Annotated in this window: 14 protein-coding genes; 10 read left to right on the forward strand and 4 right to left on the reverse strand. The window is 49.5% G+C overall.

Annotation, left to right across the window (positions count from 1 at the left end):
• The first annotated feature begins 278 nt into the window (after nucleotides 1–278).
• From GYMC10_RS13690 to GYMC10_RS13735, 9 genes are all read left to right on the forward strand, one after another.
• Complete coding sequence (locus GYMC10_RS13690; RefSeq protein ID WP_015735005.1) at nucleotides 279–2,000, forward strand: extracellular solute-binding protein; 1,722 nt, start codon at nucleotides 279–281, stop codon at nucleotides 1,998–2,000.
• A gap of 84 nt (nucleotides 2,001–2,084) precedes the next feature.
• Entirely contained in the window at nucleotides 2,085–2,975 is an 891-nt protein-coding gene (locus tag GYMC10_RS13695; protein ID WP_015735006.1) for an ABC transporter permease, read from the forward strand.
• 20 nt (nucleotides 2,976–2,995) lie between these two features.
• Entirely contained in the window at nucleotides 2,996–3,883 is an 888-nt protein-coding gene (locus GYMC10_RS13700; RefSeq protein ID WP_015735007.1) for a carbohydrate ABC transporter permease, read from the forward strand.
• A gap of 24 nt (nucleotides 3,884–3,907) precedes the next feature.
• The gene (locus GYMC10_RS13705) at nucleotides 3,908–5,194 is read left to right on the forward strand and encodes a Gfo/Idh/MocA family protein (protein WP_015735008.1); all 1,287 of its coding nucleotides are present in this window, start codon (nucleotides 3,908–3,910) and stop codon (nucleotides 5,192–5,194) included.
• Between the two features lie 402 nt (nucleotides 5,195–5,596).
• Entirely contained in the window at nucleotides 5,597–6,130 is a 534-nt protein-coding gene (locus tag GYMC10_RS13710) for a hypothetical protein (RefSeq protein ID WP_015735009.1), read from the forward strand.
• Nucleotides 6,131–6,392: 262 nt separating this feature from the next.
• The gene (locus tag GYMC10_RS32940) at nucleotides 6,393–7,838 is read left to right on the forward strand and encodes a methyltransferase domain-containing protein (RefSeq protein WP_015735010.1); all 1,446 of its coding nucleotides are present in this window, start codon (nucleotides 6,393–6,395) and stop codon (nucleotides 7,836–7,838) included.
• Nucleotides 7,839–7,906: 68 nt separating this feature from the next.
• On the forward strand, nucleotides 7,907–9,058 hold the full coding sequence (locus GYMC10_RS13725) for an NAD(P)/FAD-dependent oxidoreductase (RefSeq protein WP_015735011.1): 1,152 nt from the start codon (nucleotides 7,907–7,909) through the stop codon (nucleotides 9,056–9,058).
• Nucleotides 9,059–9,203: 145 nt separating this feature from the next.
• On the forward strand, nucleotides 9,204–9,749 hold the full coding sequence (locus GYMC10_RS13730; protein ID WP_015735013.1) for a DinB family protein: 546 nt from the start codon (nucleotides 9,204–9,206) through the stop codon (nucleotides 9,747–9,749).
• Between the two features lie 85 nt (nucleotides 9,750–9,834).
• Entirely contained in the window at nucleotides 9,835–10,632 is a 798-nt protein-coding gene (locus tag GYMC10_RS13735) for a polysaccharide deacetylase family protein (RefSeq protein WP_015735014.1), read from the forward strand.
• Between the two features lie 105 nt (nucleotides 10,633–10,737).
• Here GYMC10_RS13735 and GYMC10_RS13740 read toward each other — a convergent pair whose 3' ends face one another.
• Nucleotides 10,738–11,184, reverse strand: coding sequence for an OsmC family protein (locus GYMC10_RS13740; RefSeq protein ID WP_015735015.1), 447 nt, complete (start codon nucleotides 11,182–11,184; stop codon nucleotides 10,738–10,740).
• Between the two features lie 213 nt (nucleotides 11,185–11,397).
• A complete protein-coding gene (gene mscL / locus GYMC10_RS13745) occupies nucleotides 11,398–11,796 on the reverse strand; it encodes a large conductance mechanosensitive channel protein MscL (protein WP_015735016.1) in 399 nt (132 codons plus the stop codon).
• A gap of 491 nt (nucleotides 11,797–12,287) precedes the next feature.
• Here mscL and GYMC10_RS13750 point away from each other — a divergent pair, with 491 nt between their 5' ends.
• Complete coding sequence (locus tag GYMC10_RS13750) at nucleotides 12,288–13,784, forward strand: Lsa family ABC-F type ribosomal protection protein (RefSeq protein WP_015735017.1); 1,497 nt, start codon at nucleotides 12,288–12,290, stop codon at nucleotides 13,782–13,784.
• Nucleotides 13,785–13,957: 173 nt separating this feature from the next.
• Here the strand turns inward: GYMC10_RS13750 and GYMC10_RS13755 are convergent, their stop codons facing one another.
• Nucleotides 13,958–14,845, reverse strand: coding sequence for a TetR/AcrR family transcriptional regulator (locus tag GYMC10_RS13755; RefSeq protein WP_015735018.1), 888 nt, complete (start codon nucleotides 14,843–14,845; stop codon nucleotides 13,958–13,960).
• Nucleotides 14,846–14,937: 92 nt separating this feature from the next.
• Nucleotides 14,938–16,389: an alpha/beta hydrolase family protein gene (locus GYMC10_RS13760; RefSeq protein WP_015735019.1), complete on the reverse strand. Its 1,452-nt coding sequence runs from the start codon at nucleotides 16,387–16,389 to the stop codon at nucleotides 14,938–14,940.
• Between the last annotated feature and the right edge of the window lie 22 nt (nucleotides 16,390–16,411).

The raw sequence follows: 16,411 nt of genomic DNA on the forward strand, positions 1-16,411 counted from the left end.
CTTGAATTCAGCCGGGATTTCCGGTGCTCACGTACCCAAAACGTACGCTCCGCTCCTCACTCCCTAGCTTCATCCAACTGAAGCGTTTTGAAAAAACGCACATCGGAAGCATAAGCTTCGGTGCTGAAAATCGATCTTTTTGAACACGCACAATAAGTAAAAAAAGTGAAAGGGATGTAAAAAACTTAAAATTGATAGCGCTTTCGTGCGGAATCTATAATGATATCTAAGCAGCACGGATATCAAGAATACGCCAGATCAAGGGGGATATAGCCATCATGAAATGGACCAAACTAGCGAAAATGATGTTGATTAGCACGATGACGCTTTCGGTAATGGCGGCATGCTCGAATCAGGGGAACGAATCGGAGGGGACACCGAACAAAAGCTCTGCCGAGGAGACGAACTCCAATACGCCGCCGGATCCTCTCGGCAAATATCCTGAAACGGTAACGGTCACGCAAGTGCTTGGCTACAATCCGCCCGAGGACCCGCGGACGCCGCAAGGGATTACGCCCGAACAGAATGCTTACTTCAAAGATCTCAAAGACATGCTGAACATTGAAGTCCAGTACAAATGGACGGTGCCTTCCAGTCAGTTCGAGCAAAAGTTTTCATTAGCCATGGCTTCGGCCGACCTGCCGGACATTATGGAGCTGGACCAGAAGAACTTCGAGAAGCTGAAGAAGCAGGACATGCTTGCCGATCTCACCCAAGCTTATAACGACTTCGCTTCGCCGGCATTGAAAAAATACATGGAATCCGACGGCGGTTTTGCGATGAAGACGTTTACCTCAGACGGAAAGCTGCTCGCGATTCCCGGTTTCGAGGATCCGTTCCTGTCCACCCAGCTGCTCTGGATCCGCAAGGACTGGCTCGATAACCTGAATCTGCAGGCGCCGAAAACGATGGATGAGCTGGAGCAGGTTGCTAAAGCCTTTGTGCAGCAGGATCCCGATCAAAACGGCAAAAACGACACCTACGGTATCGCCATGCAAAAGAATCTGTTCTTTTGGGGCTTTGACCTGAGGGGCTTCTTCAATGGATTTGGCGCTTACCCTTCCATCGGGGACAATCAATCGGCCTGGATCAAGGACGACAGCGGCAAGCTGATCCCGGGGCTCATACAACCGGAAGTCAAGACCGCGCTGGGCAAGCTGCAGTCCTGGTACAAGGAGGGAATTCTGGACAAAGAATTCGCCTTGAAGGACGAGAACAAGTCCGTTGAAGATATTACGGCAGGCAAGGTGGGCATTTCTTACGGGGAATGGTGGTATCCGAACTGGCCGTTGAATCTGAATGTTGACAAGGATCCCAAGGCAGACTGGATTGCCCTTCAGATTCCCGGACTCGACGGGCCGGGCAAGTCCATGGTTCCCAAAATCCGCAGCAACAAACTCGTGGTCGTGAACAAAAAAATGAAGAATCCGGAAGCCGCCATCAAAATGATCAACTTCTACATCGAGATGGGCAACAAGAAATACATGGACCAGAACAAAGCGGAAAAAGGATACGTCTATAATTGGTTCAACCCACGGATCTATAATCCGGCACAAATCGAAACGATCTATACGGAAGTAAACAAGGCTCTCGATGCAAACCAAACGGAAATCACGCTGGATGACGAGAACTACAAAAATGTGGCGGACGTCTTTAAGGCGGCAAAGGATTATCTTGCAGGCAATACCGCGAATGCCTCGAAAGGCGTAAACTGGGGCCAGTATTTCAGCCGGGCGGCGAAAGACGGCGGCTGGGGCATGACGCGGCAAATCAAAGAGAATCAAGCTTACGTAAACAACGAGTTCTACGGACTGCCAACGGCAACTCAAGTCGAGAAGGGCTCACAGCTTGATAAGCTGATGCAGGAAACCTTCACCAAGATCGTCATGGGGGCTTCGCTGGACGAATTCGATAAATTCGTTCAGAGCTGGAAATCGCTGGGCGGGGATCAGATCACCCAGGAAGTCAATGATTGGTACGGCCAGCAGGGCGCCAAATAATCTTGGATTGATAAAGCGGGAGGAGAAGCCCTTGAGGAAGCCGGCAGACTCCTCCCGTTTGAAATGGACGGGGAGGTTTCATCTGTGAGAACGCTGAAAAAAGAATATTTGCTGCATTTGATGCTGGTGCCGGGAGTCATTGTCACGTTGATTTATGCATACGGGCCCATGGCCGGCCTTGTGATGGCCTTTCAGCAATTCGAGCCGCTGGCTGGGTTCTTCCGCTCGGATTACGTCGGATTCGATAATTTCCGCTATGTCTTCGAACTGCCCGATTTCAAGCAGGTTCTGTGGAATACCATCGTGATTTCCGTATTTAAAATGGTTTTGTTTTTACTGGTGCCCCTGATATTGGCACTGCTCCTCAACGAAGTCACGCGAAGATGGTTTTCGCGCTTTATCCAATCCGCCATCTTCCTGCCGTTCTTTCTGTCCTGGACCGTGCTCGGCGGCGTCATCATCGAATTGTTCTCCTTGAATGGTCCGGTGAACGGCCTTCTGGGCGCGCTCCATATGGAACCGATCATGTTCATGCTGGATAATAACTGGTTCCGCGGGATCGTCATCGGATCGGATGTATGGAAAGGGATGGGTTACAACATGATCGTCATGCTTGCAGCCATCACCGGAATCCATGCGACGCTGTATGAGGCAGCAGAAGTAGACGGAGCCGGAAGATGGAAGCAGATGATTCACATCACGCTGCCGGGCATGGCGCCGATTCTCATTTTGCTTGGCGTGTTGAGCCTTGGCGGCATTCTTAACGCAGGTTTCGAGCAGATCTTGATCATGTACAACCCGACGGTTTATGAAGGGGCGGATATCATTGATACCTTCGTTTATCGACTGGGCATGTTCAGCCAGCAGTTCGGTCCTGCCGCCGCCGTCGGTTTCTTTAAATCCGTCATCTCTCTGGCGCTCGTGGCCGTGACGTACTATGCGGCTTACAAATATAACAATTATCGGATCTTTTAGGCTGGAGTGGAGGTAGGAAGATGCATAAACCAACGATCAGCAGAAGACTGTTTGTAATCACGAATACGCTGGTGCTGTCCCTCATCACCTTGCTCGGTATCATTCCGTTCGTTCATTTGCTCTCGATTTCGCTAAGCTCGAATACGGCCGCAATGGCGGGAGAGGTGAGACTCTGGCCCGTGGGCTTTAACCTGGACGCTTACCGGTACTTGGGCGAAAAGGTAGAGTTTTTCCGTTCGTTCCGCGTCTCGCTTACCCGGGTCGTGTTGGGGACGGCGGTGAATATGCTTCTTGTATTCATAACGGCGTATCCATTATCGAAATCGAATCATCAATTTAAGTTCCGTACGCCGTATGTGTGGTTTTTTGCCATAACGATGTTTTTCGGCGGGGGATTGATTCCCACGTACATGGTCGTGAAGAATACCGGACTCATCGACTCCGTGTGGGCTTTGATTCTGCCCGGAGCGCTTAACGTATGGAACATGGTTCTGATGCTGAACTTCTTCAGGACAATCCCGAAGGAGCTGGAAGAAGCGGCAACGATTGACGGTGCGGGACACTGGAGAATACTATGGCGAATTTACCTGCCGGTTTCGCTGCCGTCCATTGCGACGATCGGTCTGTTCACCATCGTGGGGCACTGGAATGCTTGGTTTGACGGTATCCTGTACTTGAATTCGCCGGAAAAATACCCGCTGCAAACCTATTTGTCCACCCTCATTATGTCGATCAATTCCCAAATGACCTCGATTTCGATCGAACAGATCAAGGCGATGGAGAATTTGAGCGAAAAAACGCTTCGAACGGCCCAAATCTTCATGGGCGCACTGCCGATCATGGTCGTGTATCCGTTCCTGCAGAAGTATTTTGTCAAAGGGATGACGGTCGGAAGCGTGAAAGAATAAGACCTACGGAGGGAGAGGAAACGGATGAATAAAGTGAAGGTCGCCCTGATCGGAGCCGGACTGCGGGGGATCAATTATATGGACTATGCCCTGCAGCATCCCCATGAGATGGAGGTGGTCGCCGTCGCAGAACCGAATCGGCAGCGGAGGGAACAGTTTCAAGTAAGGCATGGGCTTAAAGACGCGGCATGCTTCGAGAACTGGAATGATTTTTTTACAGCACCCAAGGTCGCGGACGCCGTGTTCATATGTACCCAGGATAAGCAGCATTTCGAGCCGACAATGCGGGCGCTTGCGGCCGGCTACCATGTGCTTTTGGAAAAACCGATGTCTCCGGATCCCGAAGAATGCATCCGGATGGGTGAGATGGCTTCGCAGGCCGGTTTGGTATTTTCGATCTGTCATGTGCTTCGGTACGCGCCGTTTTTTTCCACCATCAAGGAGCTGCTGGAGCGAGAGGCTATCGGCCGATTGATGTCGATTCAGCATAACGAGAACGTGGGTTATTGGCATCAGGCGCACAGCTTTGTGCGGGGGAATTGGCGGCGGACGGAAGATTCCAGCCCAATGATACTGGCCAAGTCCTGCCATGATCTGGATATGCTGCTCTGGCTTGCCGATTCGGATTGCGTCCGGGTGTCCTCCTTCGGCTCCTTGAGCCATTTTACGGCTGCACAGGCACCGGCAGGCGCACCCAAGCGCTGCTTGGACGGATGTCCGGTCTCGGATGAGTGCCTCTATTATGCACCTGATCATTATTTGACCGAGGACACGAATTGGCCGACCTCGGCGATCAGCGACGATATGAGTTATGATGCCCGATATCAAGCGCTGCTGGAGGGGCCGTACGGCAGATGCGTATACCATTGCGACAATGACGTGGTGGATCATCAGGTCGTCAATATGGAGTTTGCCAACAGCGTGACGGTCGCCTTCACGATGAGCGCGTTTACGCGAGATGTCAGCCGCACGATCAAGCTGATGGGAACCCGCGGGGAGATCCGCGGAGCCATGGAGAAGAACGAAATAGAGATCATTCACTTTGGCAGCGGGAAGGTCGAGCGAATTTCTTTTGCGGACCGGGGCGGCCATGTCGGCCACGGCGGCGGAGATATGGGTCTGATCATGGATTTTCTGAGATTGGTGCAAACGGGAGGAAACAATCAAGGACTTACATCGGCAAGCCGTTCCGTTCAAAGCCACCTTATGGCATTCGCGGCTGAGCAGTCGAGAGTGGATGGAAGGATCATCTATCTAAATGAGTTTGCGCAGCAGTTCAGTACGCCTATCAGAACGATGTCGGGGAAATAATGTTTAAATCTTGAAGCCTGATTGCAGTCGCAATCAGGCTTGTTTGATATAGTAAAGAAAAGAGCCGCGCCCAAGCACCTGGATATGGTAAAATAAACCGGGTGCCATATATAAAACACTCATACGGTTCGTAAATCTGAATCTGGAATGGAAGAGGCACTACGCTTATGAAGCGAATAGGGAAAATTGGGAAGATTCAGCACCTGAAACCATTCCTACGGGCCGACTCTCTTTTCTGGCTTGTGCAAGCATATAGGATATCGCATATTTGGTTTGGCCCGAATCGGACGACGCCATAGAGCCGGAGCCCGAGGTGTGGGTTTATTTAAGTCATAGCGAGAGCCGCCACCGGAACTTGGCCGAATTTCTTGAACGGTTGCTCAGCTGATAGGAGGACGATTTTTGAAATATCTGAAAGATGTTCAGGAACCGGGAATGGGGACCTGGTATTTTGAAGTGGATCACGACGGAACGGCTTACAGGCAGATGGTTCATGATGAGGACGGCAGCTGGATCACGTCGAACCGAAAGCATGACTCCCGTCATTTCTTGCTGGCGGAGCATCCACTTGATCCGAAAGAACCCTATTATGAAGAAATCAGTCAAGCTGCATTCGAAGAGCTCTGGCAGAAGCAGCTTTTGGTCTGGATGGAGGACTGGCAGCGGATCCAGCGCATGTTTCCTATAGGCGCACGAGTAGAAGGCTGGATCGAGGCCTTTTTTCCGCAAGGCACTTTGATTCATTTGCTAGAGCCGCATGCGGTCGGTTTGACGGACACCTCCGCTCTGGAAGCCGGTACCCCTCCCGAATGGATGTACCCTCGATATCGTGTGGTTGCCGAGGTATCCGGTTACGACCAATCCAACCAATGGGTTCTTCTTGCCCATGCGGAAGTTCTGGGAAGTCAGGATGACGAAGCTGAATCCGGCAAGTAATATAACCGAAGATCCGTTGCGTTCATCCGTTCAGGATCAACAGCCATTGCTTTTCCTTTGATGACAAGGATCGTCGAGTCTGAAAAACCACGTGAATCGTGGTTTTTTTTGTTTGCGGATGCGATTTTACAAGTGATTTGGTTTGAATTGGATATGATTTGCTATGTTCGGGTTATCCTAACCTCAAATAGAAGTTAAACGAATTCAAAAAGCCCCGGGGTGGGTAATCATGTATAATTCCAAGACTGCAGGAGGTTTGACCATGAAGCAAACAAACGGTAGATCCGATGTCGCGATTCTCGGGATGGGCACGGCATTGCCGGTGCATTCCGTAGCTCAGTCGGATATCGCAGAATTAATCGCATCCACGCTGCAGGACAGACCTGATCTGGCCCGCTTTGCCCGAAGAGTATTTCGATCCTGCGGTGTCGAAACTCGTTATACTTGCGAATCCAACTATTTGGATCCCTTGGAGAAGTGCCGATATTTGCATTCCCATGAAGCGTCCGTCATTCCGACAACCGAAGAGCGTATGGATACATATAAGAGAGAGGCCCTCCCGCTTGGCGTAGAGGCTGCCGAGAAGGCATTGAAAGATGCCGGCATGTCTCCGGATCGAATTACGCATCTCATTACGGTTAGCTGCACGGGTCAATACCAGCCGGGGATGGATGTTCTGTTGATCCGGAAGCTGGGGCTTTCTCCGCGGGTCAATCGTTTGCCGTTAATCTTCCAAGGCTGTGCCGCTGGTCTTAAAGCAATCCAAATGGCGCGGGATGTTGTGAGTGGGGCGCCGGGTTCGCAGGTGCTGGTCGTGTGCGTGGAGCTTTGCACGCTTCACTTCCAGCCGGTTCGGGAGAGGGAAGCATTGTTTGCGGCCTCATTCTTCGGCGATGGTGCCTCGTCCTGTGTCATCGGTCAGCCGGAAGCAGAGCATCGGCATTATGTGGAGCTCGGCACGGGATATTCCGTCCTGCTCCCGGATTCAACGGAGGATATGACGTGGGAGGTAGGCAATACGGGCTTTGATCTTTTCTTGTCGCCGCGCATTCCCAAACTGCTCGGTGCTCATCTGGAGGATGAGCTCCGGCATTTAAGGCGGTTGAATCGCATATTCGCGGCACCGGGCCCGACCTTGGATGGCGTGGTGAAGCTCTGGAAATCGGTCGGCTGTCCGAACACCCTTAGCATCATGGATGTTGGCGCGGGTTCCGGCGATGTGAACCAGAAGCTGCTGCAATGGTCGGATCAAATGGGCGTGGAGCTGAGCATTACCTTAGTCGATGTGACGGAAGAAGCGTGCGAAGAGGCGAGACGGCTGTTTCGTCATGAACCGAGGGTTCAAGTACGCCGCGCGGACGTTAAGGAACTGCCCGATGCGTCGGCTGATATCGTGACCGGATCCCAGTTCATCCACCATTTTCAGGGACAGCAGCTCATGGAGATCGTGTCGCATATGCTGCGAACCTCCGTTCATGGCGTCGTCATTAACGATATCCATCGGCATCCTGTGCCTTACGCGGCCGTCTGGATCACAACGCGTCTCATCTCCCGCAATCGTTATATTCGTCACGATGGGCCGTTATCGGTTGCCAAGGGGTTTAAGGGGAGAGATTGGAGAGAGCTGAAAAAGCAGCTTAATCACGCCACCTTAACCTATCGATGGAAGCCATTGTTCCGCTATTCCGTTGTTATCCCAAAACGATAGGAAGCCATAATCGGTTGCCAAAACCGATGATTAATTCTTCATGCAAGCTAAAAGGCGGGTGTTCACATATGTCAAAGCAAGCCGATGTAATGGTCATCGGAGCGGGAGTTGCCGGAACGAGCTGTGCCCTGCAGCTTGCCAAGCAGGGGCATCGTACGATCCTGCTGGATCGCCAATCCTTTCCGCGCCACAAAACCTGCGGCGAATTCATGTCCCCAGAGACCCGAGAGATGCTGGAATATCTGGGTGTCCATCTTCAAGTCCAGGAGGTGAACCCCGCTGCGATGGATCATGCCTCTATCGTGATGCCTCATGGCGGCGTCATCACCGCTCCGTTACCGGGTAAGGCTACCGGCATCAGCCGTTACGAGCTGGATCGCCTATTGCATGAGAGTGCCGTAAGCGCGGGTGCGGAAATCGTAACGGGGTCTGCCGTGACCGAGATCCGGAAGCGAGGCGATCATCGATATGAAATCGAAACGAGGCAAGGGAACGAGCAGATTCGGTATGAGGCAAGAGCCGTCATTGGAGCCTACGGTACTAAGAAGCCGCGCGGTGTTGCTTCAGCCGAAACATATCGCGATGATACCGTATATGTCGGCGTAAAATCGCACTTTGCCGGCATCACTGTGCCTTCCAGGGTGGAGTTGTATTTTTGCGAGGGCGGTTATGTCGGGATATCGCCTGTCGAGAATGGGAAGGTCAACGTGGCTGCATTGCTGACCTTGAAATCGGTACAAGGAAGCGGCAAATCGGTACCCGAAATTCTCAAAGCCGCATCGCGCTCGAACAACAGGTTAACTGAACGGTTGGCTGAAGGAGAGCCGGTAGAAGGCACCCAGGTATCGATTGCCCCGCTTCGTTTATCCGTCAGACCGGAACCGTGGTCGCAATATCCGCACATCGGCGATGCCATGTTAATGCTTCCGCCGCTTTGCGGAGACGGAATGTCGGTTGCCCTGCGTTCATCTCTGCTGTGCTCCGGCTGGACCGACAAATATTTAAACGGAGAAATCAACTTCGCTCAATGGCAAAATCATTACACGTACGAAGCCAATCGCACCTTTGCGCAGCTGCTTCGAAGGGCGAGAAGAATTCAGAATCTGGCTTTTGCCAAAAGCAATCGCTTCTATCCCGGCATCGTCCGGATGATCCCCGGACTGGCTTCCTATATCGTCAAAGCCACCCGTTTATCCGAATCGGGCATGGGCACCAGATAAGCCGCATCCTTGCGGCTTTTTTGTTTGCTTATGTTCAGATCCATGGATTGACTGGTGATAAACAACATCTTATTATATCCTTATATTAATAGACGAATGTGTATAACGTCTATATTATAGTTAATCGATGACGGAGGGATGTACTATGCAGGACGAAAATACGGCTAACCCGCCTTGTATCCTTCGAAACACCCTTGATTTCCAGTTCCAAATCGCTTGGCAGTTGCTTGATCTGCATCTCACGGGCCTTCAAGACGAGGAGTTTTTTTGGCGGCCTGCCTCGAAGGGGCTTCATGTTTATCGCGAATCCGGAATCTGGCGTGCGGAATGGCCGGAATCCGAGGAGTACGACATCGGCCCGCCCAGCATATCCTGGCTGACATGGCATATCACCTATTGGTGGACGATGGTGCTGAACCATTCGTTCGGAAACTGGGCGATGACCCGCAACGATATCCATTCTGCTGGAAGCGTTCAAGAGGCCAGAGAGCGGATTAACGATTTGAGACTGCGATGGGAACGTGAAGCGGCGGCTTTGACGGACGATGCTTTTCTTTCGACGGAACGAACCAAGTGGCCTTTCACGGATCAACCCTTTCATAAGCTGGCGGCCTGGCTTAATGTCGAGCTGATGAAAAATGCGGCTGAGATCGGCTATGGTCGCTTCCTATATGCCGTAAACAGGAAATAATAGATGTATCCCCGGTTTCAAACATCGTATAATGAAACTTAATAGGATATGATGCGAGTCAATATCTTAAATGGGAGGAACTTGAATGCGCATACAATATGACCGTTTTCCCAATGGCGCCAAGAAGGCATTGACGCTTAGCTTTGATGATGGCCGCGAATATGATCGGAAATTGGTCAAGAAGCTGAATGAGTACGGAATACGGGGCACGTTTCATTTGAACAGCGGAACGCTTGGCAAAGGCGGATACATCGCCCCTTCGGAAGTCGCATCCTTGTACCGGGGGCATGAGGTATCCGCGCATACCGTGGATCATCCCTTCCTGGAGCAAATACCTACCGAACAAGTGGTGGAGCAGGTTGTAGAGGACCGGAAAGCGTTAGAAGCTTTGGTTCATTACCCCATTAAGGGAATGAGTTATCCGTTCGGCACTTACAGTGAACAAGTGATCGGCCTTTTAAGATATGTCGGCATGGAATACGCTCGCACGGTAAATAGCCATGGCTCGTTTCATAAGCCCGATGATTGGCTTCGTTGGCATCCGACTTGTCATCATAAAGAAATGGTGGAATACGCGGAGAAGTTCGTGGATATGCAGCAGATTTTCTCCAGGATGGCCATCCTGTACGTGTGGGGCCACAGTTATGAGTTCGAGAACGACCGCAACTGGGATCTCGTGGATCGGTTCGGGGACATGATCGGCGGCCGGAATGATATCTGGTATGCCACGAATGCCGAGATCTATGCATACTGCAGTGCCTTGGACCAACTTCGTTTCTCGGCAGATAGCCGGATGATCCATAACCCCAGTGCCTTAAACGTATGGATTAGCGTAGATGGCGAGCCTTTAGAGATCAAAGGTGGTCAGATGGCGCGTTTGTAGATTTGGAAGGTAGAGCCCAGCGTGGACTCAAGTTCTTAAGCATAAGATAAAAGAGGGATGCAGGACTGCTGTGTGCAAGTCTTGCATCCCTCTATGTACATGAGTTCAGTTTTCGATGACGATGCGATTTAGCTTAAGATTCACCGGCGCAGCAATCGTATCGCCCACAGGGCATTTACTCTCCAGGAATGCCACGAACGACTCCACCTTATCGGCGGGCGATGGTGTCTTGATGTAAAACGTATATCGAATGTCGGAGTATCCGGGGCGTACCTCGGAGCGGTTAAAAAATCCGTCCAGATCCAAGTCGCCTTCGACGTCTACCCTGAAATCCTCGAGCACCACATCGAATTTCGGCGCATAAACACGGGCCACGATCGATTGGCATGCACCCAAGGAAGCAAGCAAGGCTTCGACGGGATTCATTCCGGTATCCGTACCGCCGAGACTTTGAGGCTCATCGATGACCAGCTCGAATTGTCTTGCTTTCGTTATAACTTTTACTCCTTCTTGCAATTGGGCGGTAGCTTTAAACGTTTGAACATTTGGCATGTGGATCTCTCCTTTTCCGGGCAGCCCAAGGTTGGACGGTTATTTGTCGTTCTATAAAATATACTATTTGTGTAGGATTAGTATGAATTATAATTCTAGTGATTCGGATCTGTCAATATAATATAAGGTCGGCAGGGATCGCCATGTGATCCGTAGTGGATCAAAAAAAGAACGTGTTTTCAGATTGAAAACACGTTCTAATGGAATCCTGTTTTATTTTTCGGAGGCCTGGTTTTGCTGTTTCAGCAAATCGCGAATCTCAGCTAACAAAACTTCTTCCTTCGACGGAGCCGGCGGTTCTTCGGCTTTGGTCTCTTCTTTGCGTTTGAAGCGGTTGAGCGTGCGGATGAACATGAATATCGAGAAGGATACGATCAGGAAGTCCACGACGGTTTGAAGGAAGACTCCGTATGTCAGCGTTGCGTCCCCGATGGTAGCCTTCAGCCCTGATAAATCCACACCGCCAAGAAGCAAGCCAATCACCGGCATAATGATATCGCTCACGAGCGAAGATACGATCTTGCCGAAGGCTGCCCCTATGATCACCCCGATGGCCAAATCCAGCACATTTCCCTTGAGTGCGAAGGTTTTAAATTCTTTTAACAAATTCATAATCGGTCACCTGCTTTTCGATCCATATGATTAGGCAGCTAGCTGCCACTCGAATTATCCTAACAGCAACCCGCTATTTGCGCAAGATCGGAAAGTCGGATATGATCCATGGTCTTCGTTCAGAATATTAAAACGGTGAGGCTCCCGAGCAGGTTGACCAAAGGGAGGTTTTCATGTTAAGTTTTTTTATATTCGGACTATAATGAGTGATCATACAGAGGAGGGATAAAGCGATGACTGAATTAGAGGTTGTAGATGTTTATGTGAACCTGTCGAAACGGGGAACACTAGACAAGGTTCACATCATAACCAATCAGATACCGGAACTTTATCCTTCTATATTCATATACAGGCATGCTTAGCGATGACTTGATCCATCGCTTGGTTTCTTTATGGTATAGTTAGGTTAACGTTAGCGTGGAAAGCACCGGGGATCTGGTGTTATCTGCGCTTTTTTCGTTCTGAAATTTCGCCATAGAGGAATGAGTAAAATGTCATTAATTAATGTAACGAACCTAACCTTTGCTTATGAAAGCAGTTATGATCCTATATTCGAGAATGTGAGCTTTCAAATCGATACCGATTGGAAATTAGGATTTACCGGAAGAAACGGCAGAGGGAAAACCACGTTCTTGAACCTGCTGCAAGGCAAGTATGAATACAGCGGGAATATTTCGTCCGCCGTGAGCTTTGACTATTTTCCTTACCATGTCGAGCACAAGGAGTATCTTACCCTGGATGTAATCGAAGAGATTTATCCGGAGTATGTTCATTGGCAAATCCTGCGCGAGCTTAACTTGCTGAAGGTATCGGAAGATGTTCTATACCGGCCTTATGCATCATTGTCGAACGGAGAACAAACCAAAGTGATGTTGGCGGCGCTCTTCACCAAAGAGAACCGCTTCCTGTTGATTGACGAGCCGACCAATCATCTTGACATGCATGCGAGAAAATCGGTCAGCGACTATCTGAGCAAAAAAAGCGGGTACATTCTGGTATCTCACGATCGAGCATTCCTGGATGACTGTGTCGACCACATCCTGTCCATCAATAAAACCAATATCGAGATCCAAAAGGGCAATTTCTCCGCATGGTGGGAAAATAAAAAGCGACAGGATCAATTTGAGCTTGCCAGTGACGAGAAACTCAGGAAAGACATTAAACGGTTAACCGATTCTGCCAAAAGAACGGGAAATTGGTCGCATGAAGTAGAAAAAACGAAAAACGGCACCAGAAATTCCGGCTCCAAAGTCGATAAAGGCTATATTGGCCACAAGGCAGCCAAAATGATGAAACGCTCCAAAAACCTGGAGCAGCGGCAACAATCCGCTATTGAAGAAAAATCGAAGCTCCTTAAAAATATCGAGAGCTCCGAGAGTCTTGCGATTTCCCAGCTCGAGTATCACAAAAAGCAGCTGGCCGAGCTAGAGAATGTATCCATCTCATATGGCTCCAAGACGGTGTGTGAGAACGTAAGTTTCACGATCGAACAAAGGGAGCGAATTGCCCTTTCGGGTAAAAACGGATCAGGAAAATCCAGCATCCTGAAATTAATATGCGGAGAAGATCTGCAGTACACGGGACATCTCAGCAGGGATCGTCAGCTGAAAATATCCTACGTATCCCAGGACACGTCCCATCTTCGGGGCAGTTTGTCGGATTATGCCACCAGCAGCGGAATTGACGAGAGCCTGTTTAAATCGATATTGCGGAAGCTCGATTTCTCGAGGCTTCAGTTCGAAAAGGATATTTCGACTTATAGCGGGGGACAGAAGAAGAAGGTCCTGATCGCCAAAAGTCTTAGTGAGCAGGCTCATTTGCATATTTGGGATGAACCGCTTAATTTTATTGACGTGATTTCCCGTATGCAAATTGAAGAGCTATTGCTGGAGTATGCACCGACCATTCTGTTTGTGGAGCATGATCGTGCATTTTGCGAAAATGTTGCAACGAAAATCGTTGAACTTGAAGGCAATCAAGAAGCATAAGAAAGAAAAAGGCGGTTATCCCGGGAAGAAGCGTGAGTATGGATTAGCTAGCCCATGTTTTTTATATAGTAAATTTCAAAAAAAGCTGTCCGCTCATTAGCGGCAGCTTTTTTTTACATTTTATTGTTATATCACAGAAACCCAGCCTCGCTTGATTTCAATTGCACTCTACCTTAATTGCCTTCTCGAATCAACTGGAGCAGCTGATTCGTGTAAAAAGTCAGCTCGTTCTCCGAAGACAGATCCTTTAGCAGCGCTTGGATCAAAAAGGGTCGAGGACGTTCTGCGGAGAACTCTTCCCGCAGCATTGCCGTTACCTCAGACAAGTCATTTTTTCTAGAATTCGTAGTGGACATATCGGGGATAATCGACTCGATCGTATCCATCAACGCCGTTCTTCGAATTTCTTGCGTATGGGTAAGTGCTTCTAGATCAATCATCGAATATTCCTTCATGAGTTCGTCGGTGAGCAGGGGACGGGGATCACGTTTTTCCAATCCCAGTACGAGATCATCCATTCGCTCCGCAATGAAAACAGCCAATTCCTTTTGAATGAGCGGCTTGAATCCAAACAAGACATGAAAGGTATACTCTCGGATCAATCCGTTAAAGATCGCGGTAGCATCCCATTTCCATTCCGCTATCGAATTCCCGTAATGACGGAGCAAAATATCCTGGTAATAACGAAACATATTCAATTGGAGCTGATGAATGACGGAGCCGATCTTGTCACTGTTCGCCGGTGGGAGCTCGTTATGATCACGCGAAATATAATATCCATGCTCGATGAAAAAATCGAATTGGTAAGCGATCTCCTCAATAAATGTTTCCCTGCGGGATAAGCTTTTATTGCGGATCTTCTCTACGGCATCAATCATATCTTGCTGTCGTTTCTCCAGAATACGGATGTACAGCTCTTCTTTGGAACCATAGTATTTATAGATTGAGCCTTTAGCGATGCTGCAATCATCCGCGATATCTTGAATCGAAGTGGCTTGATATCCTTTTTCGGCAAAGGAACGAATAGCCGATTGCATTATTTTTTCTTTTAGCAAGCTCATAGCGTGACCCCCTAACGATGTTCAAATAAACCGGATTCGATCATTATCATATCGTTTTTTGCAGAGCTAATCCACAGGCACAAGAAGGCTCCTCAATCTTGTACGAGATCGATATCCGGATATTTTTTCGACAGTTCATCCATGGCGTTATTCCGTGTTCCTTTGAGATACTGGCCAAAGAAAGCAACGCTTACCTCATTTATGATGCGATGAACCGATCTGGGATTCTCTCCCGGGTTAGGCAGCAGCGGAGAGAATAGATGAAAATCCGTATAACTCATATGGGAAGTATGGGGAATCGTCATCGTGTATCCCCCTCCTTGCAGAGCATTCATGCGACGCCGTACCGTTTCTTCCCAAAATTCTTGGTAATACTCCCGTGTATGGCCGCTTTGGGCCATGGCTTGATCGAGTGAGTTATCGAATATCGATTTATCGATACTCTTCTCGCCATTCATCTGTAAATATGGCTTATTCGGTCCCGTACTCGGCATGGGGTCCCCATATAAGGTTCCATCCATATTGAGCGCAGCTTTGATACGAGAATCCTTCAGCAGCATTTGGGCAGCGGTGGCTCCGCCGTAAGAATGCCCGAACATGCCGATTCGCTCCAAATCAAGACGGCCGGTAAAACGGTCTTGTTCATCCTGTCCATTCAATTGTTCCAGCCGATCCAAAATAAAGGATACATCCTGAGTCCATAATGTCATGTGCTCGTCAAGTGCCTCAAAACCAGAAAGCTGCTGCTTGTTGATCAAAATCTCTCGGCCGTCCGGGAATACCGTTGCAGCCGCATCATAGGCATGGTCGATTCCAACCACGATATATCCATGGCTGGCCAGCTCTTCGATCTGGAAGGTATTCTGATTGCGAAATCCCGTCATGCCGTGTGAAAAGATTAAGATGGGATATTCCTCTTCAGTGGAGGACAGCGGGGGATTGCTGTAGGCATGACTTCCCACGAGCCCCAGATGGCTTAACGTCCAAGCAGGGAAAGACAAAGCCTGTTCGAGACCTTTAGTAATGGCTCCTACATCACGCATGTAGGGTGCGGCTTCTTCCCCCGTTTCGGGCTCGGAAGGATACCATAATTGTACCATCAGCTCGCGGTGATCCGTCGGATCGGCAGAGTACTCATCGGGCCGGTCATTGTCGATAAAATGGTATACCGCAGTTCCCACACTATAGGGTCCCTGAGGTTGATTAAATGCGAATACAGGGAGCAGGAGAGGCAGCGCGACCATGACCGATGCGTAAAAGAATAATACCGTTGTCCACAACCAGGCTGTCCATCTTCTCATGCTCTTACTGCGCGGTTTCTTTTCGTTTTTTCTAAAAATGATGCAAATCGTCAGGATAACGGACGCCGCATAACAAGGAATCATTTGCCACCGGCAGTCCTCCACGATGATCTGTACAACCGTAACGATATATAGAACGATTAACGAGTAAATCAGCTGGCTTTTCTTCGATTTTGGTCCCCAAATCGTAGCTATAGCCAGAGCGATAATGAATAGTATGATAACCATTTCCCCGAATCTCAAGTAAGCCACTCCTATGTGTAAC

This window comes from Paenibacillus sp. Y412MC10 (assembly GCF_000024685.1).
Classification (GTDB): Bacteria; Bacillota; Bacilli; order Paenibacillales; family Paenibacillaceae; genus Paenibacillus_AQ; species Paenibacillus_AQ lautus_A.